The organism is Streptomyces sp. NPDC041135, from assembly GCF_055592085.1.
In genome coordinates, this window is the sequence record NZ_JBVIYZ010000007.1 from 180,063 (window position 1) to 206,947 (window position 26,885).

At 72.6% G+C, this 26,885-nt stretch carries 23 protein-coding genes; 10 read left to right on the forward strand and 13 right to left on the reverse strand.

What is annotated here, in order from left to right:
* Nucleotides 1–20 precede the first annotated feature (20 nt).
* Entirely contained in the window at nucleotides 21–1,595 is a 1,575-nt protein-coding gene (locus tag ACZ6CZ_RS18745) for a glycoside hydrolase family 43 protein (protein WP_469022049.1), read from the reverse strand.
* Between the two features lie 238 nt (nucleotides 1,596–1,833).
* On the reverse strand, nucleotides 1,834–4,437 hold the full coding sequence (locus ACZ6CZ_RS18750; protein ID WP_469022052.1) for a PA14 domain-containing protein: 2,604 nt from the start codon (nucleotides 4,435–4,437) through the stop codon (nucleotides 1,834–1,836).
* A gap of 509 nt (nucleotides 4,438–4,946) precedes the next feature.
* Between ACZ6CZ_RS18750 and ACZ6CZ_RS18755 the strand changes: the two genes are divergently transcribed.
* Both ACZ6CZ_RS18755 and ACZ6CZ_RS18760 read left to right on the forward strand, forming a co-directional pair.
* Nucleotides 4,947–6,644, forward strand: coding sequence for a stealth family protein (locus ACZ6CZ_RS18755; protein WP_469022054.1), 1,698 nt, complete (start codon nucleotides 4,947–4,949; stop codon nucleotides 6,642–6,644).
* Between the two features lie 15 nt (nucleotides 6,645–6,659).
* Nucleotides 6,660–8,507: a stealth family protein gene (locus ACZ6CZ_RS18760; RefSeq protein WP_469022057.1), complete on the forward strand. Its 1,848-nt coding sequence runs from the start codon at nucleotides 6,660–6,662 to the stop codon at nucleotides 8,505–8,507.
* A 23-nt stretch (nucleotides 8,508–8,530) separates the two neighbouring features.
* Here the strand turns inward: ACZ6CZ_RS18760 and ACZ6CZ_RS18765 are convergent, their stop codons facing one another.
* Nucleotides 8,531–8,803, reverse strand: coding sequence for a WhiB family transcriptional regulator (locus ACZ6CZ_RS18765; protein WP_469022060.1), 273 nt, complete (start codon nucleotides 8,801–8,803; stop codon nucleotides 8,531–8,533).
* Between the two features lie 207 nt (nucleotides 8,804–9,010).
* On the opposite strand from ACZ6CZ_RS18765, the gene ACZ6CZ_RS18770 reads away from it, so the two are divergent.
* Together ACZ6CZ_RS18770 and ACZ6CZ_RS18775 are read left to right on the forward strand one after the other, a co-directional pair.
* Entirely contained in the window at nucleotides 9,011–9,490 is a 480-nt protein-coding gene (locus ACZ6CZ_RS18770) for a MarR family winged helix-turn-helix transcriptional regulator (protein WP_469022608.1), read from the forward strand.
* A gap of 142 nt (nucleotides 9,491–9,632) precedes the next feature.
* Nucleotides 9,633–11,783 carry an MMPL family transporter gene (locus ACZ6CZ_RS18775; RefSeq protein ID WP_469022061.1) on the forward strand — a complete coding sequence of 717 codons (2,151 nt, stop codon included), beginning with the start codon at nucleotides 9,633–9,635 and terminating at the stop codon, nucleotides 11,781–11,783.
* 11 nt (nucleotides 11,784–11,794) lie between these two features.
* Here ACZ6CZ_RS18775 and ACZ6CZ_RS18780 read toward each other — a convergent pair whose 3' ends face one another.
* From ACZ6CZ_RS18780 to ACZ6CZ_RS18790, 3 genes are read right to left on the reverse strand one after another with little or no spacing between them, the layout of a single operon-like run.
* A complete protein-coding gene (locus tag ACZ6CZ_RS18780; protein WP_469022063.1) occupies nucleotides 11,795–12,208 on the reverse strand; it encodes an STAS domain-containing protein in 414 nt (137 codons plus the stop codon).
* On the reverse strand, nucleotides 12,205–13,284 hold the full coding sequence (locus ACZ6CZ_RS18785) for a cobalamin B12-binding domain-containing protein (protein ID WP_469022065.1): 1,080 nt from the start codon (nucleotides 13,282–13,284) through the stop codon (nucleotides 12,205–12,207). Before ACZ6CZ_RS18785 ends, ACZ6CZ_RS18780 begins: the two co-directional genes overlap by 4 nt.
* Nucleotides 13,281–14,843, reverse strand: a complete 1,563-nt coding sequence (locus ACZ6CZ_RS18790) for a PP2C family protein-serine/threonine phosphatase (RefSeq protein ID WP_469022611.1) — start codon at nucleotides 14,841–14,843, stop codon at nucleotides 13,281–13,283. Before ACZ6CZ_RS18790 ends, ACZ6CZ_RS18785 begins: the two co-directional genes overlap by 4 nt.
* A 399-nt stretch (nucleotides 14,844–15,242) precedes the next feature.
* Between ACZ6CZ_RS18790 and ACZ6CZ_RS18795 the strand changes: the two genes are divergently transcribed.
* Nucleotides 15,243–15,578, forward strand: a complete 336-nt coding sequence (locus tag ACZ6CZ_RS18795) for an STAS domain-containing protein (protein ID WP_469022068.1) — start codon at nucleotides 15,243–15,245, stop codon at nucleotides 15,576–15,578.
* 83 nt (nucleotides 15,579–15,661) lie between these two features.
* Here ACZ6CZ_RS18795 and ACZ6CZ_RS18800 read toward each other — a convergent pair whose 3' ends face one another.
* On the reverse strand, nucleotides 15,662–16,402 hold the full coding sequence (locus tag ACZ6CZ_RS18800) for an SOS response-associated peptidase (protein ID WP_469022071.1): 741 nt from the start codon (nucleotides 16,400–16,402) through the stop codon (nucleotides 15,662–15,664).
* A 198-nt stretch (nucleotides 16,403–16,600) separates the two neighbouring features.
* On the opposite strand from ACZ6CZ_RS18800, the gene ACZ6CZ_RS18805 reads away from it, so the two are divergent.
* Complete coding sequence (locus tag ACZ6CZ_RS18805) at nucleotides 16,601–17,095, forward strand: lamin tail domain-containing protein (protein WP_469022074.1); 495 nt, start codon at nucleotides 16,601–16,603, stop codon at nucleotides 17,093–17,095.
* Between the two features lie 70 nt (nucleotides 17,096–17,165).
* Here the strand turns inward: ACZ6CZ_RS18805 and ACZ6CZ_RS18810 are convergent, their stop codons facing one another.
* Nucleotides 17,166–17,576 (reverse strand): STAS domain-containing protein, encoded by a 411-nt coding sequence (locus ACZ6CZ_RS18810; protein ID WP_469022077.1) that lies wholly within the window; start codon nucleotides 17,574–17,576, stop codon nucleotides 17,166–17,168.
* A gap of 331 nt (nucleotides 17,577–17,907) precedes the next feature.
* Here ACZ6CZ_RS18810 and ACZ6CZ_RS18815 point away from each other — a divergent pair, with 331 nt between their 5' ends.
* Both ACZ6CZ_RS18815 and ACZ6CZ_RS18820 read left to right on the forward strand, forming a co-directional pair.
* Nucleotides 17,908–18,381, forward strand: coding sequence for an ATP-binding protein (locus ACZ6CZ_RS18815; protein ID WP_469022613.1), 474 nt, complete (start codon nucleotides 17,908–17,910; stop codon nucleotides 18,379–18,381).
* A gap of 118 nt (nucleotides 18,382–18,499) precedes the next feature.
* Complete coding sequence (locus ACZ6CZ_RS18820; protein ID WP_469022080.1) at nucleotides 18,500–19,534, forward strand: sodium:calcium antiporter; 1,035 nt, start codon at nucleotides 18,500–18,502, stop codon at nucleotides 19,532–19,534.
* A gap of 21 nt (nucleotides 19,535–19,555) precedes the next feature.
* Here ACZ6CZ_RS18820 and ACZ6CZ_RS18825 read toward each other — a convergent pair whose 3' ends face one another.
* A complete protein-coding gene (locus tag ACZ6CZ_RS18825; RefSeq protein WP_469022082.1) occupies nucleotides 19,556–20,179 on the reverse strand; it encodes a class I SAM-dependent methyltransferase in 624 nt (207 codons plus the stop codon).
* Nucleotides 20,180–20,576: 397 nt separating this feature from the next.
* Between ACZ6CZ_RS18825 and ACZ6CZ_RS18830 the strand changes: the two genes are divergently transcribed.
* Nucleotides 20,577–21,071, forward strand: a complete 495-nt coding sequence (locus ACZ6CZ_RS18830) for an SPW repeat protein (RefSeq protein WP_469022084.1) — start codon at nucleotides 20,577–20,579, stop codon at nucleotides 21,069–21,071.
* Between the two features lie 100 nt (nucleotides 21,072–21,171).
* On the opposite strand, the gene ACZ6CZ_RS18835 is transcribed toward ACZ6CZ_RS18830, so the two are convergent.
* Nucleotides 21,172–21,414 carry an acyl carrier protein gene (locus ACZ6CZ_RS18835; protein WP_469022087.1) on the reverse strand — a complete coding sequence of 81 codons (243 nt, stop codon included), beginning with the start codon at nucleotides 21,412–21,414 and terminating at the stop codon, nucleotides 21,172–21,174.
* Nucleotides 21,415–21,688: 274 nt separating this feature from the next.
* Nucleotides 21,689–22,141: an SRPBCC family protein gene (locus ACZ6CZ_RS18840; protein WP_469022090.1), complete on the reverse strand. Its 453-nt coding sequence runs from the start codon at nucleotides 22,139–22,141 to the stop codon at nucleotides 21,689–21,691.
* A gap of 223 nt (nucleotides 22,142–22,364) precedes the next feature.
* On the opposite strand from ACZ6CZ_RS18840, the gene ACZ6CZ_RS18845 reads away from it, so the two are divergent.
* Complete coding sequence (locus ACZ6CZ_RS18845; protein ID WP_469022093.1) at nucleotides 22,365–23,405, forward strand: LacI family DNA-binding transcriptional regulator; 1,041 nt, start codon at nucleotides 22,365–22,367, stop codon at nucleotides 23,403–23,405.
* A 106-nt stretch (nucleotides 23,406–23,511) separates the two neighbouring features.
* Here ACZ6CZ_RS18845 and ACZ6CZ_RS18850 read toward each other — a convergent pair whose 3' ends face one another.
* Together ACZ6CZ_RS18850 and ACZ6CZ_RS18855 are read right to left on the reverse strand one after the other, a co-directional pair.
* Nucleotides 23,512–24,600 carry a DUF1996 domain-containing protein gene (locus ACZ6CZ_RS18850; protein WP_469022096.1) on the reverse strand — a complete coding sequence of 363 codons (1,089 nt, stop codon included), beginning with the start codon at nucleotides 24,598–24,600 and terminating at the stop codon, nucleotides 23,512–23,514.
* 125 nt (nucleotides 24,601–24,725) lie between these two features.
* Nucleotides 24,726–26,855, reverse strand: coding sequence for a discoidin domain-containing protein (locus ACZ6CZ_RS18855; protein ID WP_469022616.1), 2,130 nt, complete (start codon nucleotides 26,853–26,855; stop codon nucleotides 24,726–24,728).
* Nucleotides 26,856–26,885 lie beyond the last annotated feature (30 nt).

Consider the following 26,885-nt stretch of genomic DNA (forward strand, 5'->3'; position numbering starts at 1 on the left):
CGCCGCGCGCCGGGAACGACTCAGGGCAGGGCCGGGGGCGGATCCGTGGGCGCGTACTCGAACCAGTCGAAGGACGCGGTGCCCTCGGTGACGTACATGCCGATCACCCGCCCGGTGAAGCCCGTCGCCACCTCGGTGGACAGATAGCGGCCGTCCAGTTCGGCCAGCGGGGCGGGGTCGCCGTCGACGTGGAAGCCCACCAGGTCCGGTCCGGGTCCCGGTACGCCCGGGGGCAGCCCGCCCTCCGGGTGCCCCTCGGCGACGGCGCCCTGGGCGGGGGTGCGGACGGTCACCGTCAGCGTCACCGGTCCGGGTGCCAGCGGGCGTTCGGCGACCTGCCGGCGCAGCGGTCCGATCCGCGCGACGACGGTGACCTTCCCGTCCGCCACCTCGACGTCGTAGTGGTGGGCCTCGTCCAGGCGTACGGACAGTCCGGCGCGGCCCGTGCCCGGATCGAGGCGGGCGGCCGCCCGGCAGTCCGGGTGCTGCTGGCGGCGGCCGACGAAGGTGGCGCCCGGGCGGTCCAGGGTGGCGCCGGTGGCGCGCAGGGTGAGCCGGCCGGGCCGCTCGGTCAGCGACCAGGAGTCGAGCGGACGCGCGCGGGGTGAGATCCACTGGGGTGCGAGGTCGGGGGTGTCGAAGTCGTCGCGGACGGGCGCCGGTTCCCACGGGTGCCAGGCGCGGGGCGCGTCGTGCGTCAGGCCGACCGGGCCGACCCGGGGCCAGCCGTCGGCCCACCGCACCGGGGTCAGGAAGGTCTCCCGGCCCAGGACGTGGAAGCCGGGGGTGAACCCACGCGGCCGGGTCGCGAGCAGCACCATCCACCAGTCGCCCTCGGGGGTGGTGACGAGGTCGGCGTGACCGGTGCTCTGGATCGGGTGGCCGGTGCCGCGGTGGCTGAGGATCGGGTTGGCCGGGGCGGCCTCCCAGGGGCCGCGCGGCGAGCGGGCGCGTGCCATGGCGACGCTGTGTCCGCGTTCGGTGCCGCCCTCGGCGATCATCAGGTACCACCAGTCGCCGACGCGGTAGAGGTGCGGCGCCTCGGGGTGCTGGAGCCCGGTGCCGGACCAGGCGGGCAGCGGTCCTTCGAGGACGGTCCCGGCCTCGGGGTCGATGCGCGCCACGGTGACGCCGGAGCAGGCGCACCAGCAGGTGCCGTCGTCGTCCCAGGCCAGGTCCGGGTCGATGCCGGGCAGGTCGATCCAGACCGGGTCCGACCAGGGGCCCTCGGGGTGTTCGGCGGTGACGATGAAGTTGCCGCCGGCGGAGACGTTGGTGGTGATGAGCCAGAAGCGGCCGTCGTGGTGGCGCAGGGTGGGGGCGTAGATTCCGCCGGAGGCCCGGGTGCCGGGCGGCAGCGGCAGTTGCCCGGGCCGGTCGAGGACGTTGCCGATCTGGCGCCAGTGCACCAGGTCACGGCTGTGCAGGAGCGGGATGCCGGGGAAGTACTCGAAGCTGGAGCAGGCGAGGTAGTAGTCCTCGCCGACGCGGCAGACGCTGGGGTCGGGGTGGAAGCCGGGGACGACCGGGTTGGCGTACCCGCGTCCGGCGGGCCGCGGGTCCGGCAGGCCGGGGGCGGGCGGGTCGGTGGGCACCGCTGGGACTCCTCTGCGCCGCGGGACGGGAGACGGCGGCCGGCCGCGAGATCCTCCGGCTGCGGACTAGCGAAACTTTCGGGACGGTCGGCCGAATGTTGCAGAGGCCGACGCTAAGGCGGTTGCCGCGCGCCCGTCAAGAAGTCCGAGGACCGGCCGGATCCGTCCTCCGCCGGAGCGGTGGGCGGACCCGGCCGGGGCCGTACGGGGGACGGACCGGAGCCGGTCGGTTCCCGGGTCAGGCGCAGTGTGCCGGGGCGGCCCGCGAGGCGTCGTCGATCAGCGCGTCCTGCGCCGCCTTCAGGCGCCCCACATCGGGCTTGACCACCGTGCGGTCGTACGTCATCAGGCCGTTGAGTTCGCCCTCGACGTCGGAGATCTGCGTGTACACCGCGCCGTTGCCGCCGCGGCAGGCGAGCGCGTGCACCTCGTCCAGCTTCTGGAGGTAGTCGTCCGTGTAGGTGGTGGGGTCCACGTCGACGTACGACTGCTGCACCGGCCAGGCGTGGCCGGGCACCGCGAGGCCGAGGCCGCCGTACTCGCCGCTGACCAGGGCCCGCCGGCCGTCCGGATGCGGTGGCAGGGCCGGGCTCGGATAGCCGTGCTCGTCCATGATGTCGCCGGCTCCGCCGTCGGCCCCGAGGTTGAGGCCGGACATGTTGTTCACCAGGCGGGTCGGGTCCCAGGACTTGGCCTGGGTGGCGACGCGGCCGACGTCGTACTGGCCCCAGCCCTCGTTGAAGACGACCCACATGACGACCGACGGACTGCTGATGTGCTCGTCGATCATCTGCTTCATCTCGCGCTCGTACTCGGCGCGGGCCTGCGTCGAGGGGTTCACGCCCGCCGCCATGGCCGGCATGTCCTGCCAGACCAGCAGGCCGAGCCGGTCGGCCCAGTAGAACCAGCGGTCGGGTTCGACCTTGATGTGCTTGCGGACGGCGTTGAAGCCCATCCGCTTGTGCATCCTCAGGTCGTGGGCGAGTGCCTCGTCGGTGGGCGCGGTGTGCAGGCCGTCCGGCCAGAAGCCCTGGTCCAGCGTGGCCATCATGAACACGGGTCGGCCGTTCAACACCGTGCGCGGGACCCCGTCGACCTGGCGCACCGCGATGGACCGCATGCCGAAGTAGCTGCCGACGCGGTCACCGCCGACGCTCACCTTCAGGTCGTACAGGAACGGGTCGTCCGGTGACCAGAGGCGGGCGTGCGGGATCGGGAGGGTGAGGGGCCGGCCGGTGCGCCCGGTGGCGGTGGCGACTCGGTGGTGGCCCCGGTACGCCGTCGCGGTGATCCTCAGACCGTCGCGCACGCCCTGCGGTTCGACGGCGAGGGTGCCGCCCTCGACGTCCGGGGTCAGCTTGAGCCCGTCGACGTGGTCGGCGGCGACGGGTTCCATCCACACCGTCTGCCAGATGCCGGAGGACGGCGTGTACCAGATGCCGCTGGGGTCCAGGCGCTGCTTGCCCATGGGCGGGTTCTCGCCGTTCGCGTCGTCCGTGGGGTCGTGGACGCCGACGATCAGCTCCTGGGTGCGGCCCGGTTTCAGCGCGTCGGTGATGTCGGCACCGAACTTGTCGTAGCCGCCCCGGTGTTCGGCGACCTCGGTGCCGTTGACGTACACCGTGGCCTGCCAGTCGACGGCGCCGAAGTTCAGCTGGAGGCGCTTGTGGTGGCCGATCCGCCAGCCCGCGGGGACGGTGAAGGTGCGGCGGTACCACATGCGGTCCTCGTGCCGCTCGATGCCGGACAGCTGGGACTCGACGGGGTAGGGGACGAGGATCCTCTCCCCCAGCGTGCGTCCCACGGGCGGCCGCTCGCCCTCCTCGGCCGCGGCGAACTGCCAGCTGCCGTTGAGGTTGCGCCAGGCGTCCCGGGTGAGCTGGGGCCTGGGGTACTCGCGGTGGGCGTTGGCCGGTGTCACGTCGTCGGCCCACCGGGTGCGCAGCTCGTGGGTGGAGTGGTTGGCGCCGCTGCTCCAGAACGCGCTGACAACGTTGCCGTCCTGGCCGCTCAGGCCGCCCTGGCCGTCGTAGCGGACGTCCGCCAGGCCGGGCGCGGTGCCGGTCCTGTTGCCGACGACGGGTTCCTTCAGCGCCACCAGCAGGGAGGTGGGACGCGCCGGGTCGAGGCGCGCGGCGCCCAGCGGCCAGGAGGCGCCGCCGATCACGGCGTCGAGGTGGTCGCTCAGTGCCGCGCCGGGCGGGGCGAGCGGCTGGGCGAAGTCGAGCCGCAGGGTGCGGCCGTCGGCCAGGACGGTGGTGGCGATGGCGCCGTCGTAGGCGTAGCCCTCGGGCAGCAGGAACACCGACTGCGGTACGGCGGCCTTGGTGCCGCCGGGCGGGGTCCAGCGCAGGTGGAGGTTGGAACCTCCGTAGTGCTCGAAGTACTCGACCTTGATGTCGTAGGCCTGGCCGGCGGTCAACTCGACCGGGGGGCTGGTCTGTTCGCGGTCCCAGTCGTCGACCCAGTGGTCGATGACGAGCCGGTCCGCGACCCAGAGGCGGAACCCGTTGTCACCGGTGACCGAGAAGGTGGTCGCCCCGGTCGCCTCGGGCACGATGCGGCCGGTCCAGCGGACGCTGACGTCGTCGGACTGCCCGGTGGCCGAGTTCAGGCGCGATTCGAGGGAGTCGAAGTCCAGCCGGGGGTCGAAGCCCGTGGCCTTGAGCCGGTCGAAGTCGAATGCTCCGGGGGCGGACTGGGTGTAGTACTCGCCTTTGAGGCCATGGACCTCGACGGGGTCCGCCGCGGCCGTGGCCGTCGGCGCCGCGGCCAGCCCGGCCAGGCCGAGGGCGGCCGCTACCAGCAGCGACAGGCGTTGTTTCAGTGTTCCGGTGCGCACGGTCCTCCTTGACTGAGGAAGGGTGGCGGCTCGCCGCTCCGCGCTTTACAGCGTTGGAAAGGCGGCCTCAGGCATGACAGCACGACCCCCGGCCGCTGTCCAGGGTCATGACAAAGCTCGGGTGTGGGGGCGGGTGACGGTGCGTCAGAAGGGTCCGGTCCGCATCGGTGTGCTTCCCCCGCGGGGCCGACACGGTCGGAACCGATCGGATTCAGCCACATCTGCGCTCCTGACGTGGACCGTGCCGATCGTATGCGGTGCCTTTCGGCGGCACGCCGACCCGGCTCACCGGCCGAGCCCGCCGCGCCGGACCTCCGGACCCCGGACCTGCCCGATGTCCCTCCGGCCGGCGATCCGGTCCCGCCCTCTATCACACCGAACAGTGGACCAGCCGTACGGACCGTTTTCACCGCATCAACTCTTGGCGAAATCTTCTACAACCATTCGCCATGCGCGCCTGTCTCGATAACGCAGGAAGTCGTGGGTGCACAGGATGAGGAGTCCCGTACGTGACCGTGCGTTCTTTTGCCCGCAGGATGCGGCCGCGCGTCGAGCGGAAGGCAGCCGAGCGGGTGTGGCAGCTGCGTACGATGCGGCGACGCCGCATGGCCGCGGTCACGGACCCCGTGCTGCGTCCGGTCGCGGTCCGCGGCCAGCTGCTCTACGGCCGGGTCGTGACCCGGTTCAGCGCCGCCGAGGCGGCCGCGGCCAACCTGGCCCTGGTCGTCGCCGCCCTGGAACAGGAGGGCATCTCGTACTTCCTCGTGCCGGCGTCCGCCACCCGTCACACGGTCGGGGTGAACGCCGTCGACCGGGAACGCCTCCTCACCGCACTGGAGGAACGCAACGCGGGGAAGGCCGTGTTCATCGGCCGGCCGCTGCCCGGCGGAAAGCTCAAGCACCCCGCGCTGTTCCTGGACGGTGTGCTGCCGGCCGCGCTGCGCACGGCCCCCGTGCTGCGCATCGGCGAGAACCACCTGGGCCCCTCCGGCCAGCTGCTCGCCGGACCGGAACTCGCCTGCGACGTCGAGTTCTGGCAGGACGGGGCGCAGCTCCTCGCGTCCCCCGAGGGGCCCCGGCGACTGGCCGCGGTGCAGCCGCAGGCGTCCGAGGACATCTTCGCCGAGTCCCTCGTCGCGCCGCGCAACAACGGCATCACCGACGTCCTGCCCGTGTCCGAGCAGGGGCCGGCCACGGTACGGGTCGGCGACCGGGAGCTGCCCAGCTTCGTCCCGCTCACCCTGCCCACCGTGAACGACGTGACCTTCCCGGTGGACGTCGTCTACACCTGGGTGGACGGCGAGGAACCGGAGATGCGCGCGAAGCGGGCCCGGTACCAGGAGCACGGCACCGCCGAGATCCTGGCCAAGGAGACCAGCGCCTCCCGCTACACCAGCCACGACGAGCTGAAGTACTCACTGCGCTCGCTGGCCATGTACGGGGACTTCGTCCGGCACGTCTACCTGGTGACCGACGGCCAGAAGCCGCACTGGCTCGACGACCGGGCCGCCGGGATCACGGTCGTCGACCACCGGGACATCTTCCCGGCGGACGTGCTGCCGGTGTTCAACTCCCACGCGATCGAGACCCGCCTGCACCACATACCGGGCCTGTCGGAGCACTACCTGTACTTCAACGACGACGTGTTCGTCGGCCGCCGGGTCACCGCCGGCCACTTCTTCCACGGCAGCGGCCTGATGAAGATCCCCGTCTCCCCGCTCAAGATCGGCGTCGGCAAGCCGCACGCCGAGGAGACGGCCACCAACTCCGCCAGCAAGAACGTACGGCGGCTGCTGCTGGAGAAGTTCGGCCGGATGACGACGAACAACTTCATGCACACCCCGCTGCCGCAGCACCGCCCGACGCTCCAGGCGCTCGAGGAACTGTTCCCCGAGGACATCCGCCGCACCACCGCGTCCCGCTTCCGCTCGCCCCAGGACATCGCCCTGACGGCCCCGCTGCTCTACCAGTACGCGCTGATGACGGGCCGCGGTGTGCCGGGCAGGTTCAGCTTCCGCTACGTCAACATCAGCCGGCCGGACGCCGAGGCGCGCCTGGCCGACCTGCGCCGCAACCGCCGCTTCGACTTCTTCTGCCTCAACGACGTCGACGTGCCGCCCGAGGAGCGGGAGCAGGTCAGCGTCCGGATGAACGGGTTCCTGGAGGAGTACTTCCCCTTCCCGAGCCCCTTCGAGAAGCAGAGCTGACGGGGGCCGGGGGACATGGACATCCGTCACCGCTTCGCGGGGCCCGGGGGCGCCCGGGCCGCCCGGGACCTGCTGGTGCGCCTCGGACACTGGCTGTCGGCCCGGCTGTGGGCGCTGCGCGCGGCCCCGGCCCGGCGGCGCCTGCGCTCCGCCGTTCCCGGGCTGCGCCGGACCGCCTTCGGACCGGTGCGGCTGTACGGGCGCACGGTCGCCGGGTACACGGCCGCGGACGCCGCCGAGGCCGACCTGGAGTGGGTGTGCACCCTGCTGGAGGCGGCCGGTGTGCCGTACTTCCTGGTCCCCGCGGGCCAGGGGCCCGACGCGCCGCGGCAGGTGATCGGCGTCGAGGAGACCCACCGCGGCACGGTCCTCGCCCGGGCCGCGCAGCGCTTCGCCGGCACCGCCGGGTACGTGGGCGCCGTCGGCGCGGACGGTGCCGTGACGAACGCGGTGCTGTGGGCCGACGGCAGGCTGCCGCGGGCGCTGCGGCGGGCCGCGGTGCTGCGCACGGGCGTGGTGCGCCTCGGCCCGCAGGGGCAGGTGCTCAGCGGGCTGGAGGCGGGGTGCGACATCGAGTTCTGGCGGCACGGCCGGGACCTGGGCACCGCCGCCGGTGCGGACCCGTCCTGGGTCACCGTGCCCGGCAGCCGGCTGGAGGACGTCTTCGGCCCGGCGCTGGTCGCGCCGCGCCGCAACGCGGTCGCGGAGGTGGTGCCCGCGACCGCCCAGCGGCCGGCCGTGGCTCCGGGCCGCCGCCGCACCGTGCCGACGTTCGCCGTGTTCGCCGAGCCGGGCATCGACGAGGTCCGCTTCCCCGTCGACGCCGTGTACACCTGGGTGGACGGCGACGACCCGGCGCTGGCCGCGAAGCGCCGTGCGCACGAGGGGCTGCGCGCCGGCGTGATCGCCCCGCGCGAGACCGGGGCCTCCCGGTACACCAGCCATGACGAGCTGAAGTACGCGCTGCGCTCACTGGAGATGTACGCCGGGTTCGTCCGGCACGTGTACCTGGTCACCGACGCGCAGCTCCCGGCCTGGCTGGACCCGGACGCGCCGGGCCTGACGGTGGTCGACCACCGGGACATCCTCCCGGCCGACGCGCTGCCCGTCTTCAACTCGCACGCCATAGAGAGCCGGCTGCACCACATACCGGGCCTGTCGGAGCGCTACCTCTACTTCAACGACGACGTCTTCGTCAACCGCCCCGTGCGCGCCGAGCACTTCTTCCACGGCAACGGCATCGCCCGCATCCCGCTGTCGCCGCTGAAGCTCGGCGTCGGCGCCCCGCACCCGCTGGAGCCGGCTCCGAACTCCGCCGGCAAGAACGCCCGCGCGGTGATCAGCCGCTTCCACGGCCGGGACATCGCGCACAAGTCGCTGCACACCCCGCATCCGCAACTGCTGTCGGTGATGCGGGAGATGGAGGACCTGCGGATCGAGGAACTGGAGCGGACCGCCTACTCCCGCTTCCGCTCCACCTCCGACGTGGCGCCGGCCTCCACGCTCCACCACCACTGGGCGATCGCGACCGGCCGGGCCGTGCCGGGCGACTACCGCTTCCGTTACGTGCAGCTGGGCACGCCCGACATGGAGCGGCGCCTGGCCCGCCTCACGGCGGGCGAGGACGTCGACTTCTTCTGCCTCAACGACGTGGACACCGCTCCGGCGGCGAGGGACGCGGCCCGGGCGGCCATCCACCGCTTCCTGGAGCGCAAGTACCCGTTCCCGAGCCGCTTCGAGGCGGGGTCCCGGGCCGCCGCCCGCCCGCTCGCGGCCCCCGCGGCCGGTTTCCCCCAGCAGGTGAAGGCGCGGGAGGCGCGGTGGCACGACCGGCGCTCCCCGGCGTCCCCGGCCTCCGACTGACGTCCGCCGCCCGGGGCCGCCTCTCAGCCGGGGGCGGCCTCGTCAGCGGGAAGCAGCCGCTCGATGGGGGTCCGGCTCGGGGACAGGGCCCGGCGCTCCCGCGCGGTGAGCCCGCCCCACACGCCGTCGGTCTCGCCCGACCGGAACGCCCAGATCAGGCAGTCCCGTACGACCGGGCAGCGGCGGCAGATCCGCCTGGCCCGCTCGATCTGCGGCAGGAAGGGCCGGTCCTCACTGATCGGAAAGAACAGCTCCGGGTCCTCGGAGCGGCAGGCGGCCAGTTCACGCCAGTTCACGGTGTCCTCCACCCGGGTCCAGCGGACAGCCGCGGGCGGCGGCCGTACGGCCGCCCGCGTCGTCCGACGATTCGCGTGTTGTCCACCCGGCAGAGGGTTTATTCAAGTTAAAACCATTGACCGCCTTTGTCCAGATTTTGGCCACGAGGGGTCTCCGGCCACCCGGACGGGGAGCCGAGCCGGGTTCTATACGCTGGGCGCGTGCCCATGACAGACGGCCGCGGGCCGCACGCGCAGTCCGGCGGTCCCGGTCCGGCAGCCACCGACCCGCACTCCTTCGCCGCCCAGCTGCGCCGGCTGCACGGCGGGATCAACCGCGTCGTGCAGGGCTTCGCCGGTGACCAGGGGATGCACCCGACGGACGTACAGGCGCTTGCGGCCATCCTGGACGCCGACGAGCCGATGACCCCGGGCCGGCTCCGCACCCACCTCGGACTCACCTCGGGCGCCGTCACGGCGTGCGTGGACCGGCTGGAGCAGGCCGGTCACATACACCGGGTCCGCGAGAGCGCCGACCGCCGGGTGGTGCACCTGCGGTACGCCGACGACGCCCGCTCGGCGGCCCGCGCCCACATCCGCCCCCTGGCGCGGGCCGCCGAGGCCGCCCGGGCACGGTTCACCGAGGACGAACTGGCGGTGGTGATCCGTTTCCTGGCGGCGCTGAACGAGGAACTCGGCCGGCCGTAGCCACCGTGAGGACGGCCGGTACCGCGTGCATCCGGCGACCGGTCCCGGGGGGAAGAACGATCACCCGCGGCTCGCCGCACTGATATATCTCGACCATCGAGATTCTCGTCGGTTGAGCCAACCACCCGGAGGCCGGAGAACGATGCCCCCCACCGTCCGTCGCACGCGGCTGCTCCTGCCGTTCGCCCTGCTCGTCCTGTGGCTCGTCGTCGGCGGTGTCTTCGGGCCCTTCGCCGGCCGCCTCGGCGAGGTCGCCACCAACGACCAGGCGGCCTTCCTGCCGCGCAGCGCCGAGTCGACCGCGGTCATCGCGCAGCAGCGTGCCTTCCAGAAGGACGACACGCTGCCAGCGATCGTCGTGTGGACCGCCGACGGTGACGCGCCGGTACGCGGCCGGCAGGCCGCGGCCGGCCAGGCGCTGGCGTCACTCGCGGGCACGGACGGCCTGGTCGGGCGCGCCTCCCCCGCGCTGCCCTCCGCCGACGGCAAGGCGCTGCAGGGCGTGGTGCAGCTGCGGCCCGACCTCGGCAAGAAGCTCCCCGACACCCTCGCCGCGGTGCGGGCGGCCGCGGAGCGGGTGCCCGGCACCACGGTGCGGCTGGCGGGGCCCGCCGCGACCCAGGCCGACCTGTCCGACGCCTTCTCCGGCATCGACGGCCTGCTGCTCGGCGTCGCCCTGGTGACCGTCCTGGTCATCCTGCTGCTGGTCTACCGCAGCGTGCTGCTCCCCCTGGTGGTGATCCTCGGGGCCGTCTTCGCGCTGGGGCTGGCCTGCGCGGTGGTCTACGCCCTGGCCGACCACGGCGTGGTCCGCGTCGACGGGCAGGTCCAGGGCATCCTGTCCATCCTCGTCATCGGCGCGGCCACCGACTACGCGCTGCTGCTGACGGCCCGGTTCCGGGAGGAGCTGACCGCCCGCGCCGACCGGTTCACCGCCGTCCGGGCGGCCGTACGGCGCTCCTGGGGACCCATCGTGGCCAGTGCGGCGACGGTCGCGCTCGGCCTGCTCGCGCTGCTGCTGAGCGACCTGCCGAACAACCGCGCCCTCGGCCCGGTCGGAGCCGTCGGCATCGCCTGCGCCGCGCTCAGCGCGCTCACCTTCCTCCCCGCCGTGCTGGTGCTGCTCGGCCGCGCCGCCTACTGGCCGGCGAAGCTGCGCGCCGCCGGCGACCCGCGCGCCGGCGGGAGCCTGTGGCAGCGCGTCGCCGCTCTGGTCGACCGTGCCCCGCGCAAGGTCTGGACGGTCGCCCTGACCGGCCTGCTGGCCTGCGCCGCATTCTCCCCGATGCTCACCTCCAAGGGCGTTCCCTTCGACGAGATCTTCGTCAACGACGCCCCGTCCGTCGCCGCGCAGCAGACCCTCGCCCGGCACTTCCCCGCGGGCGCGGGCAACCCGGCCGTCGTGATCGCCGACGCCGGCCGGCTGGAGCAGGTCCTCACCGCCGTCCGGCGCACCGACGGCGTGGCGTCGGCGGCCGCGGTGTCGGCGACCGGGCGCCCGGGCGGCACACCGCTGGTCGTCGGCGGCCGCGTCCGCATCGACGCCACGCTGCGCTCCGCGCCGGACGGCGAAGCGGCCGAGGGGACGGTGGCCCGGCTGCGCACGGCCGTGCACGCCGTCCCGGGCGCCGGGGCCCGCGTGGGCGGCTACACCGCGCAGCAGTACGACACCCTGCGCACGGCCCAGCGGGACCGCACGCTCATCGTGCCGGTCGTCCTCGCGATCATCTTCGTCATCCTGACGGTGCTGCTGCGGTCACTGCTCATGCCCGCCCTGCTGGTGGCGAGTGTGGCACTGAACTTCGGCGCCACGCTCGGGGTGTCCGCGCTGGTGTTCCGGTACGTCTTCGGCTTCACCGGCACCGACCCGTCGGTGCCGCTGTACGGCTTCGTCTTCCTGGTCGCCCTGGGGGTGGACTACAACATCTTCCTGATGTCCCGGGTGCGGGAGGAGTCGCTGCGCCACGGGGTGCGCCAAGGGGTGCTGCGGGGCCTGGTGTCGACCGGCGGGGTGATCACCGCGGCCGGCGTGGTGCTCGCCGCGACCTTCGCCGCCCTCGGCGTCATCCCGCTCGCCTTCATGGCGCAGATCGCGTTCATCGTGGCGTTCGGCGTGCTGCTGGACACGCTGGTGGTGCGGTCCCTGCTGGTTCCCGCCCTGGTGCGGGACCTCGGCGCCGTCGCGTGGTGGCCGGGGCGGCTGAGCCGGCGGCGGGGTAGCGGGGCGGCGCGGGGCGAGGAGGAGGCGGCGCCGGCCGTGTCCTCCTCCGGCGCCGCCGACCGCACGCGCTGACGGCCCGCCGCTCAGGTGGCGCCGGCGTCGCCGACCTCCTGGATGCCGGTGATCCGGTCGTCGTCCCGCAGGCCGTGGGCCGTGACGCCGCCGCCGGACCCCGTCAGGTGGTCGCGGACGTTGGTGATGTCGAGCATGCGTTCCAGGACGTCCGGCCGCCGGTCCAGGTGCAGCACCGCATCCTCGGCGGTGGTGCGCCGGTGGATCATCAGGAGGGCGGACAGGCCCGAGGAGTCGAGCCATGCCAGCTCATGGAAGTCCAGGCGCACCGCGTGCAGGGCCGCGTTCCCGGACAGGTGCCGGGTGACGGTGTCGATCAGTTCGCCGCTGGTGTCGTAGTCGAGTTCACCGGCCACCCGCACGGTCAGCGTGGGGGGCTCGCAGTGAACGGTGAGTCTGAACGGGACGGAAGGCAGAGTGGTCATGCGTGCGCATCTGGGCCGGGGACAGGACGGTGGTTCAGGGCGGTGGTGCCCTGGTGGATCAGGTCTAGGGTGCGGGGGAAGTCGCGCAGCCGGCCGGACAGGACGTCGAGGCCGCCGATCAGCGAGCCGGCGGGGACTCCCCGGGCCCCGAGGATGCCGGCGGTCCAGGTCAGGAAGTCGGTGAACAGGTCGCCGTCGTCGACGTAGAGCGCGGTGGCGAGGAAGTCGATGATGTGGGCGATGTCCTCCGCGGTGCGCTCGCGCTGGGCGTCGGTGTACGCGCGCATCGCGGGAAACCGGCTCTCGAGGTCCACCAGGGTCTGTTTGACCAGCTGGGCACGGGTCTGGACGACCATCGTGTACTCCTGGTCGGCCAGGTGCGGAAGGTCGTCCACCACCTGTCGGATCGCGGTCGGATCGGGCCGGGGAAGCCCTTCCTCCAGCGCGTGTGCCGCGCCGCGGGCGTCCGCGGCCCAGCGGTCGGCGCCCAGCGACCGGGCGTACCGGCCGTCGGCCCCGAAGGCGCGCCCGCCCGCCATGACGGGGACGCCGACGGCCTGGCAGGCGGTGATGGCGGCGTGGGCGGCGGGCAGGTGCGTGGGGATCGACCCGGACAGCAGCACCGCGTCGGGGTTGGTGTGGTGCAGGTGGGCGACCAGGTGCGCGGTGGGTGTCTGGGCACCCAGGAAGTCGACCCGCCAGCCGCGCAGCCGCAGGATCTCGGCGACGAGCCGGGCGGGGAAGGCGTGCCACTCGCCGTCGACGCAGCTGACCACCACCCGGCCCCGGTGAGCGCCGGGACATGCGCCCTGCCGGCGACGGTGGGCGAGCGCGGCCATGACCCGTTCGTTGATGGCCGTGGCCACGTGCTCCTGGACGACGCTGATGCGGTCCGCGGCCCACTCGACGCCGACCTTCTCCTGCACCGGGGCGATCACGTCCAGCAGCAGGGCCTCGTCGTCGTAGCCCTCGTCCAGGGCCTCGTGGACCACCTCGACCGCGGTGTACTCGTCGCCCGCGATCACCGCGTCCCACAGCCGGTCCCGCAGCTTCCCCGACACGGCGGACGCGCTCACCTGGTCCTCCGGCCGTGGCTGCCGCTCGCGCGCCCGTTGATCACCGACAAGGGGCCGGACAGGGGGCCGGCCTTGGGCGCGCTGATCGCGACGACGGCCATGTCGTCGTGGCGTCCCGCGCCGAGCCACTGGGCGGCGAGCATCTGCACCCGTTCCACGATCGCCTCCGACGGCATTCCGGCGCAGTCGGCGAGCGCCCGCCGCAGGCGGTGCTCGTCGAACAGCTCGTCGCCCAGCGGACCGCCGCGGGCCTCGGTGATGCCGTCGGTGTACAGCAGACAGGTCTCCCCGGGTCCGAGCGTGGTCTCCACGGTGCGGGCCGTCACGGTGGGCAGGGCTCCCACCAGGGTGCCGCGGGTGGGCACCGTCTCCACCGTGCCGTCGGCGCGGACGATGAGCGGCGGCAGGTGTCCGGCGCTGGTCAGCCGCAGCTGTGCGCCACCGGCCCGGCGGCGCACCGAGGCGAGCACCAGGGTGGCGAAGCGGGTGTGCTCGGAGCTGAGCAGCGCCCCGTTGAGCAGGTTGAGCACCCGCTGGTGGTCGGCGGCCAGCGGCAGCAGGGCGTGCAGGGTGTTGCGGATCTTGCCGGTCAGCACCGCCGCGTCCAGTCCCTTGCCGGACACGTCCCCGAGGACGACGAGGGTCTCCTGGGAGGGGTCGGAGCCGGCGTGCACGTCGTAGAAGTCGCCGCCGACCCGTTCGTGGTCCCTGGCGGTGCGGTAGCTGCCCGCGTACTCCACACCGTGCACCCGGTGCAGGGCCGGTGGCAGCAGCTCCCGCATCAACGTGGCCGTGATGGTGGCCTGTTCGGTGTACAGGTGGGCGGCGGACAGGGCGGCACCGGCCCGGGCGGCGAAGAGGCGGGCGAAGACCTCCTCGTCCTCGGTGAAGGCCTGCTCGGTGCTGGAGCGCAGCAGGATCAGCGCGCCCGCCGGTACGCCGTGGCCGGGCAGCGGATTGACGATCACCGAGCCGACCGGTCCGGTGAAGCCGTCCGGGATCATCCAGTCCGGGATGTCGTCGGGGTTGATCCAGCGGGCCGGGACGGGCGGGAAGCCCTGCAGCGCCTCGGCGAGGCCGGGCACGCCGTGCGCGTCGACCTGCCGCAGGACCTGGGTGACGGGCCCGTTGCGGCGGGCGTGGGTCAGGGGGTGGCGGCGGCCCTGGGCCGGGGCGACGAGCACGGCGCCCTCGGCGAGGTGTTCCGCGGCCATGGCCGCGACGACCTCCATGCAGCGCGCCACGTTGAGCGTCGACAGCAGCGTGGAGGAGACGTCGGACAGGATGGTGGAACGCATCCGCGCGCTGTGCAGGGCGGCCTCGGCGAGGCGGCGGTCGGTGTCGTCGACCAGCCACCACACCACGTCGCCGTCGGCCGCGGCCGTGGGGTGCGCCTCGAAGAGCCGGTCGTGGATGGATCCGGTGAGCGGCTTCGCGGGGAAGCCCTGCGAGCCGTCGCTGATGTGCCGGTGTGCCTCGGAGAGCCAGGACGGCACCGTGCCGTGCAGCGGGTCTCCGCTCGCCGCCTGCGGCAGGAGCAGCCGGGCAGCCTCGTTCATCTGCAGCAGGCCGCCGCACCGGTCGACGACCAGCACGGGACAAGGGGCGTCACCCCAGGTGGCACCGACCGTGACGTCAGCGTCGTGCGGACTGGCTGAGGGACTGCGAGTAGCACACACAAATGAAGGCACGCATCGTGCGCACCCCACCACCTTCCGACTGAGTCAGACAATTGTCCTTCGGCAACCATCGCGCACCCACTCCGTCGATGCAACCCGCCCCGGAAAGCCACACTCAAACCGCACATTCACCGCTCGGATCAGGTGATAAAACGCACGAGGGGGCATGCGGTCCTGGACCGGTGCCGACCCGAGTAATCTGGTCATCCGGTCCCCCGGCTCCGAGCGCCGGCGGGTTGTTCCCGGGCAGGCTCTCACCGCGGATGCGGAGGTACGACTGTGCTGCACGTCACGGCGCGCACGGGCGACCACGTGACCGCCCGGCTCCCCGTGGACGTGGACCTCTTCACCACACCGGGCCTGCGGGCCCTGGCCGACCGCATCATCGACGAGGGCTGCCGCCACTTCACCCTGGACGCCTCCCGGACCCTGCACCTGGACTCCACCGGCATCACGGCCCTCATCACCTGGTACCGGCGCCTGGACGGACTGGACGGCACGCTCCGGGTGGAGGGAGTGGACGTCCACCTCTACTGCCTGCTCCAGCGACTCGGCCTCGACACCGTCATGACCATCACGGCCCGCACCTCCACCTCCGACCCACCGGGCGCGTGAGCCGACGAGCTGCTCGGCGAGCGCCGTACCAGGCACGGTGCCGCCCGGCGTGGAGTGCCCTGGAGTGACCTTCCGGACGGCGGCTACGGGGTGAACCCGTCCAGGAGTTCGGGGCCGTTGTTGCGGACGTTGTTGACCGCGGGGGAGACCGGGCGGACGTCCAGGTGACCGTCGGCGGGGCGGGTCAGCAGGGCGCGCAGTTCCGCCGGGTCCTGGTGGCGGGGGTCGAGCCAGGCGTCGTAGTGGTCCGGGGTGAGCGCCAGCGGCATGCGGGGGTGGACGCGGCCGGCGGCGTCGGTGGCCTCGGTGGTGATGATGGTGCAGGTCGTCAGCCAGGCGGCCGGGTCGCCGTCCTCGACCTGCGGGTCGCGCCAGTACTCGTACAGCCCGGCGAGCGCCATGACCGTACCGTCCTCGGGCCGGATGAAGTACGGCTGCTTGCGGGCCTTGCCCGTGGCGGGGTCCTGGGCCTGCTGCCACTCGTAGAAGCCGTCGGCCGGCAGGAGGCAGCGGCGCTTGACGAGGGCGCCGCGGAAGGCGGGCTTCTCGTGCACGGTCTCCACGCGGGCGTTGATCATCCGCGCGCCGATCCTCACGTCCTTGGCCCACGACGGCACCAGCCCCCAGCGCAGCGGGCGCAGCTGCCGCGCGACGGGCGCGGTCTCGGGCTCCTCCCGGGCGGTGCGTTCCAGGACGGCCCACACCTCGTCGGTCGGGGCCACGTTCCAGCTCGGGGCGAGCGCCTCCTCGGGATGCCAGTCGGTGACCCCGAAGAGCTGCACCAGATCCTGGGGGCTGCGGGTGGCTGCGTAACGGCCGCACATGCCGCCACTCTCTCATCCGGCGCCGACCGGGGTGAGGAGATCGGGCGGTCGCGTGATCAGGCGTGGCGGCGGTCGGGCCCGGGGAGCGAGCCGTACGACGCAACACCCCCTTCACTCCTTCTTCACGAAGTCGTCACGCGGCGTACGCGATCTGTGTAAGCTCCACCCGCTCCATCCGCATCATCGAGGGGGGACCTCATGCGTACCCGCTACACCTTGGCGCTCGCCGCCACCGCCGCCGCCACCGCCGTGCTCACCGCCGCACCGGCGCAGGCCGCCGAGTACAGCTCCGCCCTGAAGATCAAGGGCGTGCAGTACGACGCACCCGGCCCCGACTCCAACCGCTGCTCGGGCGGCAACACCAGGAGCGAGTACCTGACGATCAAGAACTACTCGCGCAGCAGCACCGTCAACCTCAAGGGCTACGTCGTGAAGGACGCGGTGGGCAACCGCTTCACCTTCCCGGCCAACCACTACCTGCAGCCCGGTGACTACGTGAAGCTGCGCGGCGGCCACGGCACCGACTCCGACACCCACAACGTCGTGTACCGCCAGAACTGCAACTTCATCTGGAACAACGACAAGGACACCATCTACCTGTACAAGCCGTCCGGCGCCCACGCGGACACCCACGCCTACACCGCCGGCCACGACGACCCCGACGGCAACGGCTACATCACGTACCACGGCTGACGCCGATCCGGCGCGGCGAGCGGCGGCGACTCCCGCGTGAGGGGGCCGCCGCTCGCTGTCCGGCCCGCGCTCAGGCCTCGCCGGCCGGGCCGTCCTGCCCCGTGAGGGCCTGCTCGACGGTGGGACAGCAGTCGATCACGGCGTCGATGCCGACGATCTGCAGGGTGCGCAGCACCGTGTCGGTGGGCGCCGCCAGCCGCAGCCAGCCACCCGCCTCCGTCACGGCACGGTGCGCGGCGATCAGGATGTTGATACCGCTGGAGTCCATGAAGGTGACCTGGCTCAGGTCCACCACCAGGCGGGGGCGGGCGCTGCCGTAGACGTCCAGGGCCTGCCGGAGCCGGTCGCCGGTGTGGTGGTCGATCTCCCCGGCCGGGGTCAGCACGCGGACGCCGTCGGCGGCGTGGGACACGATGGACAGCCCGCCGGGCCGGTGGCCCCGCTCGTCCGGTTCGGTATCCGCCGTTCGTTCCTCTGCCATGTCGGTGATACTTGCACATCAAGACCCTCGCCCGGGGTGCCGCCCAGCACGGTACGGTGATGCCCTTGTGCGGGGTGGCCGACAGAAGGGCGTGAAGCGTGCACCGCGTAGGCGCAGGCACGCGCGGGGTACGGACGGGTGAGCGAAGGCGGTAGGCGTGGAATCAGTCCCGGTTGGTGAGGACAGCACCGCGCCGGACGAACAGACCCCGCAGCCCGGCGAGCCCGGCCCGCGGCCCGCCGCCGAGCTGCGCACCGCCGGGCCCGGCACCCGCCCCACCGAGCCCGGCATACGCGCCGCACAGCCCGCCGTACAGGCCGCCGAACCGCCCGTGCACACCGGCGAGCGGACCCGGTCGGCCGCCGCGCCGCTCCCGCGGACCGCGGTAGCGCTGGACGGGGACGGGGCGTGCATCGCCCGGGCCCGCCATCTGGCCGCGGACTTCCTGGCCGGGGTGCGGACCGACCACGGACTGCACGTCTCGCAGCGCGCCATGGACCTGACCCAGCTGGTGGTCAGCGAACTGGTCACCAACGCCTGCAAGTACGCTCCCGGCCCGCTGCTCATGGAGCTGCGGATCGCCGACGACGTGATCGAGGTCATGGTCCGGGACACCGCCCCCGCGCTGCCGGTGGCCCGGGCGACGGACGCGGGACGGGTCGGGCAGCACGGTCTCGAGATCGTGATGGCGGTGGTCCAGGGCTTCGAGGTCCGGCAGGAGCCGGTCGGCAAGCGCGTCACCGCCCGTATCTCGCGCCTGGACGCCCCCGCCGGCCCGAGCCCCGAACACCACCGCCCCGCCTAGGGCCTTTCGTTCGGGTCAGGCCGGGCCCGTGGCGTCCGGCACCGCGACCGGCGGCAACAGCGGCGCCGGAACGGGGTAGCCGCGACGTATGGGATCTTGGAGTTCTCCACTACTGCTGTTGTCGTTCGCGGCCAGTGCGGCCGTGATCTGGTACGCGGGCGTCAAGCTGTCCGACACCACCGACGTGCTCGCCGAACGCCTGGGTCTCGGCAGCGCCCTCGGCGGCCTCGTGCTCCTCGCGATCGCGACCAACCTGCCGGAGATCGCGATCACCGTCTCGGCCGCCCTGGCCGGTCAGCTGGACGTCGCGGTCGGCAACATCCTCGGCGGCATCGCCATCCAGACGGTCGTGCTGGCCGTCCTCGACGCGGCCGGGGTCCGCCCCCGCGCTCCGCTGACCCGGCTGGCCGCGAGCCTCCAGCTGGTGCTGGAGGGCGCGCTGGTCGTGGCGATCCTCGCCGTGGTCGTCATGGGCACCCAGCTCCCGGCCGGCCTGCACGCCGGCCGGCTGGCCCCGGCGTCCGTGGTGATCGCGGTGCTGTGGGTGGTCGGGCTGGTGCTGCTGAACCGGGCCGGCCGGGGGCTGCCCTGGCGGGAGGGCGGGGACGCCCCGGAAGGCCAGCCCGAGCCCCGCGGCCACTCGCGCGGGAAGAAGGAGAAGGCAGCCACCGACCAGGGCGTCAGCACCCGGCGCGCCGCCCTCGTCTTCGGCGCGGCGGCCGTGGCCACGCTGGTGGCGGGTGTGTTCATCGAGCGCAGCGGCGAGGAGTTCTTCGCCCGGCAGGGACTCAGCGGTGTCCTGTTCGGTGCCACGGTCCTGGCGGCGGCCACCTCCCTGCCCGAGGTCAGCACCGGTCTGACCTCCACCGGGCTCGGTGACTACCAGCTCGCCGTCAGCGACATCTTCGGCGGCAACGCCTTCCTGCCCGTGCTGTTCCTGCCGGCCACCCTCGTCTCCGGCAAGCCGGTCCTGCCGGCCGCCCACGCCACCGACGTCTACCTCACCGCGCTGGGCATCATCCTCACCGTCGTCTACATGGCCGGACTCGTCTTCCGGCCCCGGCGCCAGTACGCCCGTATGGGCATCGACAGCGTCACCGCCATCGTCGTCTACCTCGTGGGCATCGCCGGACTGGCCACCATCGCCACCTGACCCGGGTGCGCGGCGGGCCGTTCACCCGGCGGGCTTGTCCCAGACCACCGAGTAGCGCCACAGCAGATGCCGGCGGTAGGGGCGCCCGGGCAGCAGGCGGCCCGTCTCCCGGCGCACCTCGCCCCAGCTCATGGTGGGCGGCCGCAGGGGCATGCCCTCCGGGTCGGTCTTGCCGCCGTGGCGCAGGGCGTGCAGCGCGGCCGCCGGGACACCGGCGGCGCCGGCGATCCAGTCCAGCGGCGTCCGCTCACGGGCGAGGTCGACGATCACCAGGCGTCCGCCCGGGGCGAGCAGGCGGACCATCGCCGTGACCGCCGCCGAGAAGTCGACGTGATGGACCACGGCAACGGCACTGACGAAGTCGAAGGCACCGGGCGCGAGCAACTCGTGCGAGTCGCCGCCGTGCGGGTCGCCCAGGAAGTCCGCCTCCACGAAGACCGGTTGACCCGTCGGCGCGCCCTGCCGGCGGGCCCGGCGGATCATCTCGCCGGAGGTGTCCACGCCGATCACCACACGAGCGCGCCGCACCAGTTCGCGTACCAGCAGCCCCTCACCGCACCCGATGTCCAGGGCCGCACCGCATGCCTCCGGCACGGCTCGCAGGACCAGCGGGTGATAGTGCACGTTGTGGTTCCAGTAGTCCATCGCAACACCGTAGTGGCCGCGGTCACTCGCGACGGCCGGGCAGGACGGAGCGCCGGCCGGTGAACTGGGCCGCGACGGAGCGCGGTTGGGCCCGGCAGCTCCCCGGACACGGAGCCGTCTGCTCCCCGGGGCCCTCGCGCACACGGTGACCATGGCTCCGGCTCGCCCCATGCCCGACAGCCCCACCGAGTGGTGGCTCTTCGCTGCGCGTCACGCCCCTTCTGGATCGTCGCTCCGCTGCTGGTGACGGCGTCCCCCGGCACAGTCCGGATGAAACGGACTTTTCGGGTGATGACTCGCTTCCTGGGGGGACTCGTGGTGCGGCGACCGGCAGGCACCGAGACGGCCGGCCACCGGCACAACGAGTTGCCCAGCACACTCCATGAAGGTGAGCCCCATGACCACTTCTCCCCAGCCATCGATGGAGACGCATCCGGACATCGTCGACATGCGCCTCCGCCACGAGATGGCCGAGCGCGCGACGAGCACCCCCAAGGGCCAGGCCATCGAGACGCTGGCCCTGCTCACCGGTCTGTACCTCGCGGCGTCGCCCTGGATCGTCGGGTTCAACGGCCTGTCGACCCTGGCCGTCACCAACCTGGTCACCGGCATCGCCTACGCGCTGCTCATGAGCGGTGGATTCGGCCGCGCCTACGAGCGGACCCACAGCATGGCCTGGGCGGCGTGCGCCCTCGGCGTGTGGGCGATCTTCGCGCCCTGGGTCGTCGCCGGTGACGTCAGCACCACGAGGACCGTCGTGAACAACATCATCACCGGAGCGGTGGCCTTCCTGCTGGCCCTGGCCGCCGCAGCGGCCGCACGGGCGGCGGAGGCGTCGAAGGGACGGCGCGGCATGTCGTCGTCGTCCTCTTTCCCGCCGGGCCGCGGCTGACCGCTCGGCCTCACTGAGCGACGGCCGGGTCACCGGGGCGACAGCACCCGGTGACCCGGCCGAGGCAGCTTTCCAGTACCGCCGCTCTGCCGTGCCCGCCTCAGCTCGCGGCCGGGCCGGCTTCTTCCGTGCCGGACAGCTCGGCCAGGAACTGGTGACAGCGGGCCGCGCGCTCCGAGTCCTGCTCCATGACCGTCCGGAAGAACTCGGCGATCTCCTTCTTGTTCGCGTTCTCCGCGTCACGCACGTACTGGCCGTAGTCGTGTCCGGCCTTCAGGGAGTGGTACTGCACCGAGATGAGGTCGAACACCACGTCGCTGAATCCGGTTTCACCGGTTGCCATGAGTCCTCCCGAAGTCCGTGAGTAAGGGGACAAGGGCTGAGTATCACCTTCTGGGCGGCTGAAACGGCATGAACGCACGCCGATCGGTCGCACCCGGCGGACCGGCGGGAGTCCGCTGTGCCGCGCATGCGAAGGCCCCCGGCGCGGTATGCGGCTACCGCGCCGGGGGCCTCGCACAGCCACTCCGATGGGAGCGCTTGGAGTTAACGCCGCCACTGTGGCACGACCGGGTCGCCCGGGCCGGGAGGCGACGCCTCCGTGTCACCGGACCGGCTCAGACCTCGCCGCGCCAGGCGCCGGTCTCCATGCCGCCGCGGGTCTCGATGAACTCCTTGAACCGCTTCAGGTCGCCGGTGACCTGCCGCTTCACGAAACCCAGCTTGTCGCCGACGGTCTCCGCCAGGCCTTCGGGGTCGTAGTCCAGCTGGAGCATCACCTTGGTGCGGGCCTCGTCCAGGCGGTGGAAGGTGACCACACCGGCCTGCTTGGCCTCGCCGTTCACGGTGGTCCAGGCGACCCGCTCGTCGGGGATCTGTTCCGTGACCTCCGCGTCGAACTCGCGCGCGACACCGCCGATCTTCGTCACCCAGTGGGTGAGGGTGTCGGTGCGCTGCTCGATGCGCTCGACACCGTCCATGAACTCGGGGAAGGACTCGAACTGGGTCCACTGGTTGTAGGCCGTGCGGACGGGGACGTCGACCTCTACGGATTCCTCGACCTGAGACATCTTCGTTCTCCTCCTGCGTGCGGCGGGACACCGGGCGGGACGACCGCCGGGCTCCCGGGTGTGCTTCGATCACTTCCCGCTTGCCACCGCTGCGGCCGACCATGCGTCCGTACCCCCCACGAATGACGATCCGGGGCGTCGGCCGTGCGGGGGCGCCGTCGGCACGGACGGGGCCGGGAGAGCGCTCTATGCCTCATCAGCGGCAGGCGGTTAGGGTGCGGGCATGAACAGACGGGGGCCGACCCTGGAGGATGTCGCCCGGGAGGCGGGGGTGTCCCGGGCGACCGTCTCCCGGGTGGTGAACGGCGTGCGCAACGTGGATCCCGCGATCCAGGAAGTGGTCCACCGGGCCATCGAGCAGACCGGCTACGCGCCCAACCGGGCCGCCCGGTCCCTGGTGACCCGGCGCACCGAGACCGTCGCGCTGGTCGTCTCCGGATCGGGCGGCGGACCGGGCGGGAGCGCGACCGACTTCGCCGCCGGGGTGTTGTCGGACCCTTTCTTCGGGCGCGTGGTCAGCGGCGTCGTCGGGTTCCTGCGGCCGCGCTCCATGCATCCGGTGCTGATGTTCGCGGAGTCGGCCGAGGACCGGCAGGAGGTGCTCACCTATCTGCGCCAGGGCCGCGCCGACGGCGCGCTGGTGGTCTCCACGCACCCCGACGACGCGCTGCCCGCCCTACTGGCCGGGGCCGGGCTGCCGACCGTCCTGTTCGCCCGTCCTGGGCACCCGGTCCCGCTGAGCCACGTGGATCTGGACCACTGGAACGGCGGCCGGCTCGCGGCGCGGCACCTGCTGGCGCGGGGCTGCCGCCGGCCGGCCACCGTGACCGGCCCGCTCGCCGTGGCCGCGAGCCGGCAGCGGCTCGCCGGTTTCCGCGACACCCTGGCCCGCGACGGCCATGCGAGCGTGCCGGTCGCCGAGGGCGGCTTCACCCTCGACAGCGGCATCGCCGCCATGACCCGGCTGCTCGGCGAACACCCGGACGTGGACGGCGTGTTCGCCGCCAACGACCTCATGGCCCAGGGCGCCTGCCAGGTGCTGCTGGAGCGGGGACTGCGGGTGCCCGAGGACGTCGCGGTGATCGGCTTCGACGACTCAGGCGTCGCCCTGTCCTGCCGCCCCCGGCTCACCACCGTCCGCCAGCCGGTCGAGCTGATGGCCGCGGAGATGGCCCGGCTGCTGGACGAGCACGTCCGGGGACGGCGCACCGAGCCGGCGTCGGTCGTCTTCGAGCCGGAACTCGTCGTACGGGAATCGGCATAGCCGCCCCACCGCACTCCCCCCGCGATGCCGGACGGCCCGGCCGCCCCCTGTGCCGACCGGGACGACCGGGCCTTGCTCGGTGGAGCGCGGTGGACCGGAGCGGAGGTTACGGCAGCCGGTAGTCCGTGTTCAGGGCCGCGCCCGCCTCCGGGTGCGTCTGGTCGTACCCGCGGGCGTCGCACTGGAGGCCGCCCACGATGCAGTGGTCGACCATGGCCTTGAGCGTGCGCTCCTCCCACGCGTTGAAGAAGTCGTAGTGGAAGGAGTAGCCGCGGCCGCTGGCCAGGCGCACCTGGGACATGTCGCCGTTGACCGGGAACGCCATCTTGAACTCGATCATCGGCAGCGCCACCGGGTGGTCGGCGGGACACATGTTGTCGTTGGTGCCGGGCTTGACGACCGGGTAGGCCATGTGGCTCTTGTGGTCCGGCGTGTCCAGGTACTTGCCGTCCCAGCAACTCGGGGCCTGGAAGCGGATGTTGAGCTGTACGTCGGCCCGGTTGGGGCAACTGGCGGGGAAGTCGGTGTTGAAGTAGCTGTCACCGCACTCCCAGCCCTCGACGAAGCCGCGGTGGTGGCGGAACTCGTCGGCGCTCTGCATCGGGTTGCCCACGACGAACCGCAGGCCCTTGGGGAAGGGCCGCACGCTGGTGTAGTCGGTGACGCCGGCCTTGTAGTAGATCGTCTGGGGACCGACGGGCAGGATCTTCTGGTCGCCCTTGTACAGCGAGGGCATCCAGTAGCCCGAGGCGTCGGCGGGCGCCTTGCAGGTGGTGCCGCCGCCGTACAGGGAGGCCGTGGTGCTGCCCGCGTTCGTCGAGGTGTTGCCCATGAAGGTGTGGTCGTGGGACTTGCCGGGCTGGCCCGGGTAGACGATCGGGTCGTCCGCAGCGGTGTGCGTGACCGAGCAGTTGGCCTGGAACTCGTGGAAGTAGCGCGAGGGCGGGGTGGCCGTGGACGGTGTGACGCCGGTGACCTGCGGGACGGCCGGGATGTAGCCGTCGCCGTCCGGGTCGTCGCCGGACGCCTGGGTGGACACCGCCATCAGGTGCCCGGCGTGGGCGACGGACGCCGTGGCGGCAGCGCCCCGGCCGGTGTCGGTGCCGGCGGAGGCGATGGTGCCGACACCGAGGACGCCGGCCAGCAGCGCGGTGCCGAGGAGGAGTGCGGGGAGTCGTTTCGGACTCGATCTCATGGGATCTCCTGCCCGTGGGGTGGGAAGAGGGACCGCGCGCGCGGGAGGGCGGCACGCGGCTGGTGCGACCGGTGCGGCGGTGGCGGGGCGTGGTGCGGGCCGCGCCACCGCCGGCCGGACAGCCGTCAGCTGTAGATGCCGATCTCGTGCAGCGAGTAGCCCCAGCCGGTGCCGCGCGCCGTCAGCTGAAGGCGCACGTAGCGGGCGGTGGCCGAGACGTCGAGGGTGTCGACGTCACCGTCGCCGGCGGTGGTGGAGTACACCGACCGCCAGGTGCTCGCGTCGTCGGACACCTGGACCTGGTAGGCCTTGGCGTAGGCCGGGTCCCAGACGAGCTGGAGCTTGCGCAGCGTCTTCGACGCGCCCAGGTCGACCTGGATCCACTGCGGGTCGCTCCAGTCGCTGGCCCAGCGGGTGTCCGCGCGGCCGTCGACGGCCAGGGCCGGGGTGCAGGGGCAGTCGCCGTAGGACTGCTGGGAGGACGAGGCGGTCGCGGGCCGGTTCAGGGCGAGGTTCGTGCCGCTCACCGGCGGGGCGACGACCTTGACGGACTTCGTCTCGATGCCGGCGTTGCCGTGGCCGTCCTCGGCCTGGATGTACACCTTCCACACACCGAGCTTCTGAGGCGCCGTGACGGCGAAGGTGCCGTTGCCGGTGGAGCGCCACTGCGCCGGGACGAGGCTCTTGTCACCGCTCGCGTAGTTGCCGCTGAGGAAGACCTTGTAGGTGATCGCGTCGCCCTCGGGGTCGCGGACGTCGGCGTGCACGCTGAACTCGCCGCCGGCCGGGGCGGAGGAGGCGGGGCTGACGGTCATGTTGCTGATGACCGGGGGTGTGTTGGTGCCGGACGAGCCGGTGTAGGCCTTCTTGACGGCGTAGTACGACAGTCTCTTCAGCCCGTCGGGCACGAGGTTGAACCAGATGCCGCCGAAGTCGTGCTCGGTGCCGTAGTGGAAGAGGGTGGCGCCGAGGGCGACGCCCTGGTGGCCGGTGACGCAGTTCCAGGCCTTGGTGTACCCGTCCGCCTTCTGCACGTCGGTCGGTTCGTCGGGGATGCCGTTGACGTCGTCGGGCACCTCCCACTCCCCCGCCGGACCGGTCTCGGTGATGAGGTACGGCTTGGTGTAACCACCGTCGATCCAGTCCTGGCGGACCTTGCACACGTTGCTGTAGCTGTTCATCGAGTACAGGTCGAGGTCGGGCGCGTTGCGCTTGTAGTACGGCCAGGCGCCGGTCCAGGCGTCGGTGGAGGTCACCGGGTGGTCCGGGTCGATGCTGTGGATCTTCTTGGCGACGTCGTTGACGAAGCTCGTGTAGGCGTTGCGCTGCGCCTCCAGCTCGGTGCCGCTGTAGCAGTTCTGCAGGCCGAGGACGGATTCGTTGCCGACGTTCCACATCAGCGTCGCGGGGTGGCTCTTGTAGGCCTCCACCCATTTGGCGAACTCCGTCAGGGAGTTGTTCTTGTACGTGGTGTCGGTGACGTAGTTGACGCACCCGCCGGCGCCCGGTCCGCCGCCCGGCTGGAGCCAGAAGCCGTTCACCACGCGGATCCCGTTGGCGGCCGCGGCGTCCAGGAGCGGCTTGGTGCCGCCGTCGGTGCCCCAGGTGCGGATCGTGTTGGCGCCCATGGCCTTCACGTCCGGCAGGTACTTGGGCGCGTCCGAGATCGCCGGCCCCCAGGTCACTCCCTTCACGGTGTACGGCTGCCCGCCCGCCGTGAGCCGCCAGTTGCCCTGGCTGCCCTCGACCTTGACGGCGCCGGAGGAGGGGGGCGGGGTGGTGGTGTCGCCGGTGGAGCCGTACACCTGGAACTCCCACAGGGAGTAGCCGTAGCCGCTGGAGCGGGCCAGGCCCTGCATGCGGACGTAGCGGCCGCCGCCGGACACGGCCAGGTCGTCGGTGCCGCCGTCGCCGCCGGTGACGGACTTCAGGGTGCGCCAGTCGGTGCCGTTGTCGGACGCCTGGATCTCGTAGCTCTTGCCGTAGGCGGACTCCCAGGTGAGCACGACCCGGCTGAGGTCCGACTGCCGGCCCAGGTCGACCTGAAGCCACTGCTGGTCGCTCCACTGGCTGGCCCACCGGGTGCCGGTCAGGTCCCCGTCCACGGCGGCGGCCGCGGAGTAGCCGGCGCCCTCCGACGAGGAGGCGGTGGCGGTCTTGCCCTGGGAGAGCAGGGCGTCGGCCGCGTGCGCGCTCGGGGCGAGCGTGAAGGTGATCGTCGAGGCGAGGAGGGCACCGAGCGCGAGGAGGGGGATCGCGGCGCGGCTCGGGCGTGGCGCGGTCGT

Coding starts and splice junctions, on each gene's coding strand:
- ACZ6CZ_RS18760 (WP_469022057.1), top strand. CDS start 6,660: ATGGACATCCGTCACCGCTTCGCGGGGCCCGGGGGCGCCCGGGCCGCC.
- ACZ6CZ_RS18770 (WP_469022608.1), top strand. CDS start 9,011: ATGACAGACGGCCGCGGGCCGCACGCGCAGTCCGGCGGTCCCGGTCCG.
- ACZ6CZ_RS18775 (WP_469022061.1), top strand. CDS start 9,633: ATGCCCCCCACCGTCCGTCGCACGCGGCTGCTCCTGCCGTTCGCCCTG.
- ACZ6CZ_RS18780 (WP_469022063.1), bottom strand. CDS start 12,208: ATGACCACTCTGCCTTCCGTCCCGTTCAGACTCACCGTTCACTGCGAG.
- ACZ6CZ_RS18790 (WP_469022611.1), bottom strand. CDS start 14,843: ATGAACGAGGCTGCCCGGCTGCTCCTGCCGCAGGCGGCGAGCGGAGAC.
- ACZ6CZ_RS18800 (WP_469022071.1), bottom strand. CDS start 16,402: ATGTGCGGCCGTTACGCAGCCACCCGCAGCCCCCAGGATCTGGTGCAG.
- ACZ6CZ_RS18805 (WP_469022074.1), top strand. CDS start 16,601: ATGCGTACCCGCTACACCTTGGCGCTCGCCGCCACCGCCGCCGCCACC.
- ACZ6CZ_RS18810 (WP_469022077.1), bottom strand. CDS start 17,576: ATGGCAGAGGAACGAACGGCGGATACCGAACCGGACGAGCGGGGCCAC.
- ACZ6CZ_RS18825 (WP_469022082.1), bottom strand. CDS start 20,179: ATGGACTACTGGAACCACAACGTGCACTATCACCCGCTGGTCCTGCGA.
- ACZ6CZ_RS18830 (WP_469022084.1), top strand. CDS start 20,577: ATGACCACTTCTCCCCAGCCATCGATGGAGACGCATCCGGACATCGTC.
- ACZ6CZ_RS18835 (WP_469022087.1), bottom strand. CDS start 21,414: ATGGCAACCGGTGAAACCGGATTCAGCGACGTGGTGTTCGACCTCATC.
- ACZ6CZ_RS18840 (WP_469022090.1), bottom strand. CDS start 22,141: ATGTCTCAGGTCGAGGAATCCGTAGAGGTCGACGTCCCCGTCCGCACG.
- ACZ6CZ_RS18845 (WP_469022093.1), top strand. CDS start 22,365: ATGAACAGACGGGGGCCGACCCTGGAGGATGTCGCCCGGGAGGCGGGG.
- ACZ6CZ_RS18850 (WP_469022096.1), bottom strand. CDS start 24,600: ATGAGATCGAGTCCGAAACGACTCCCCGCACTCCTCCTCGGCACCGCG.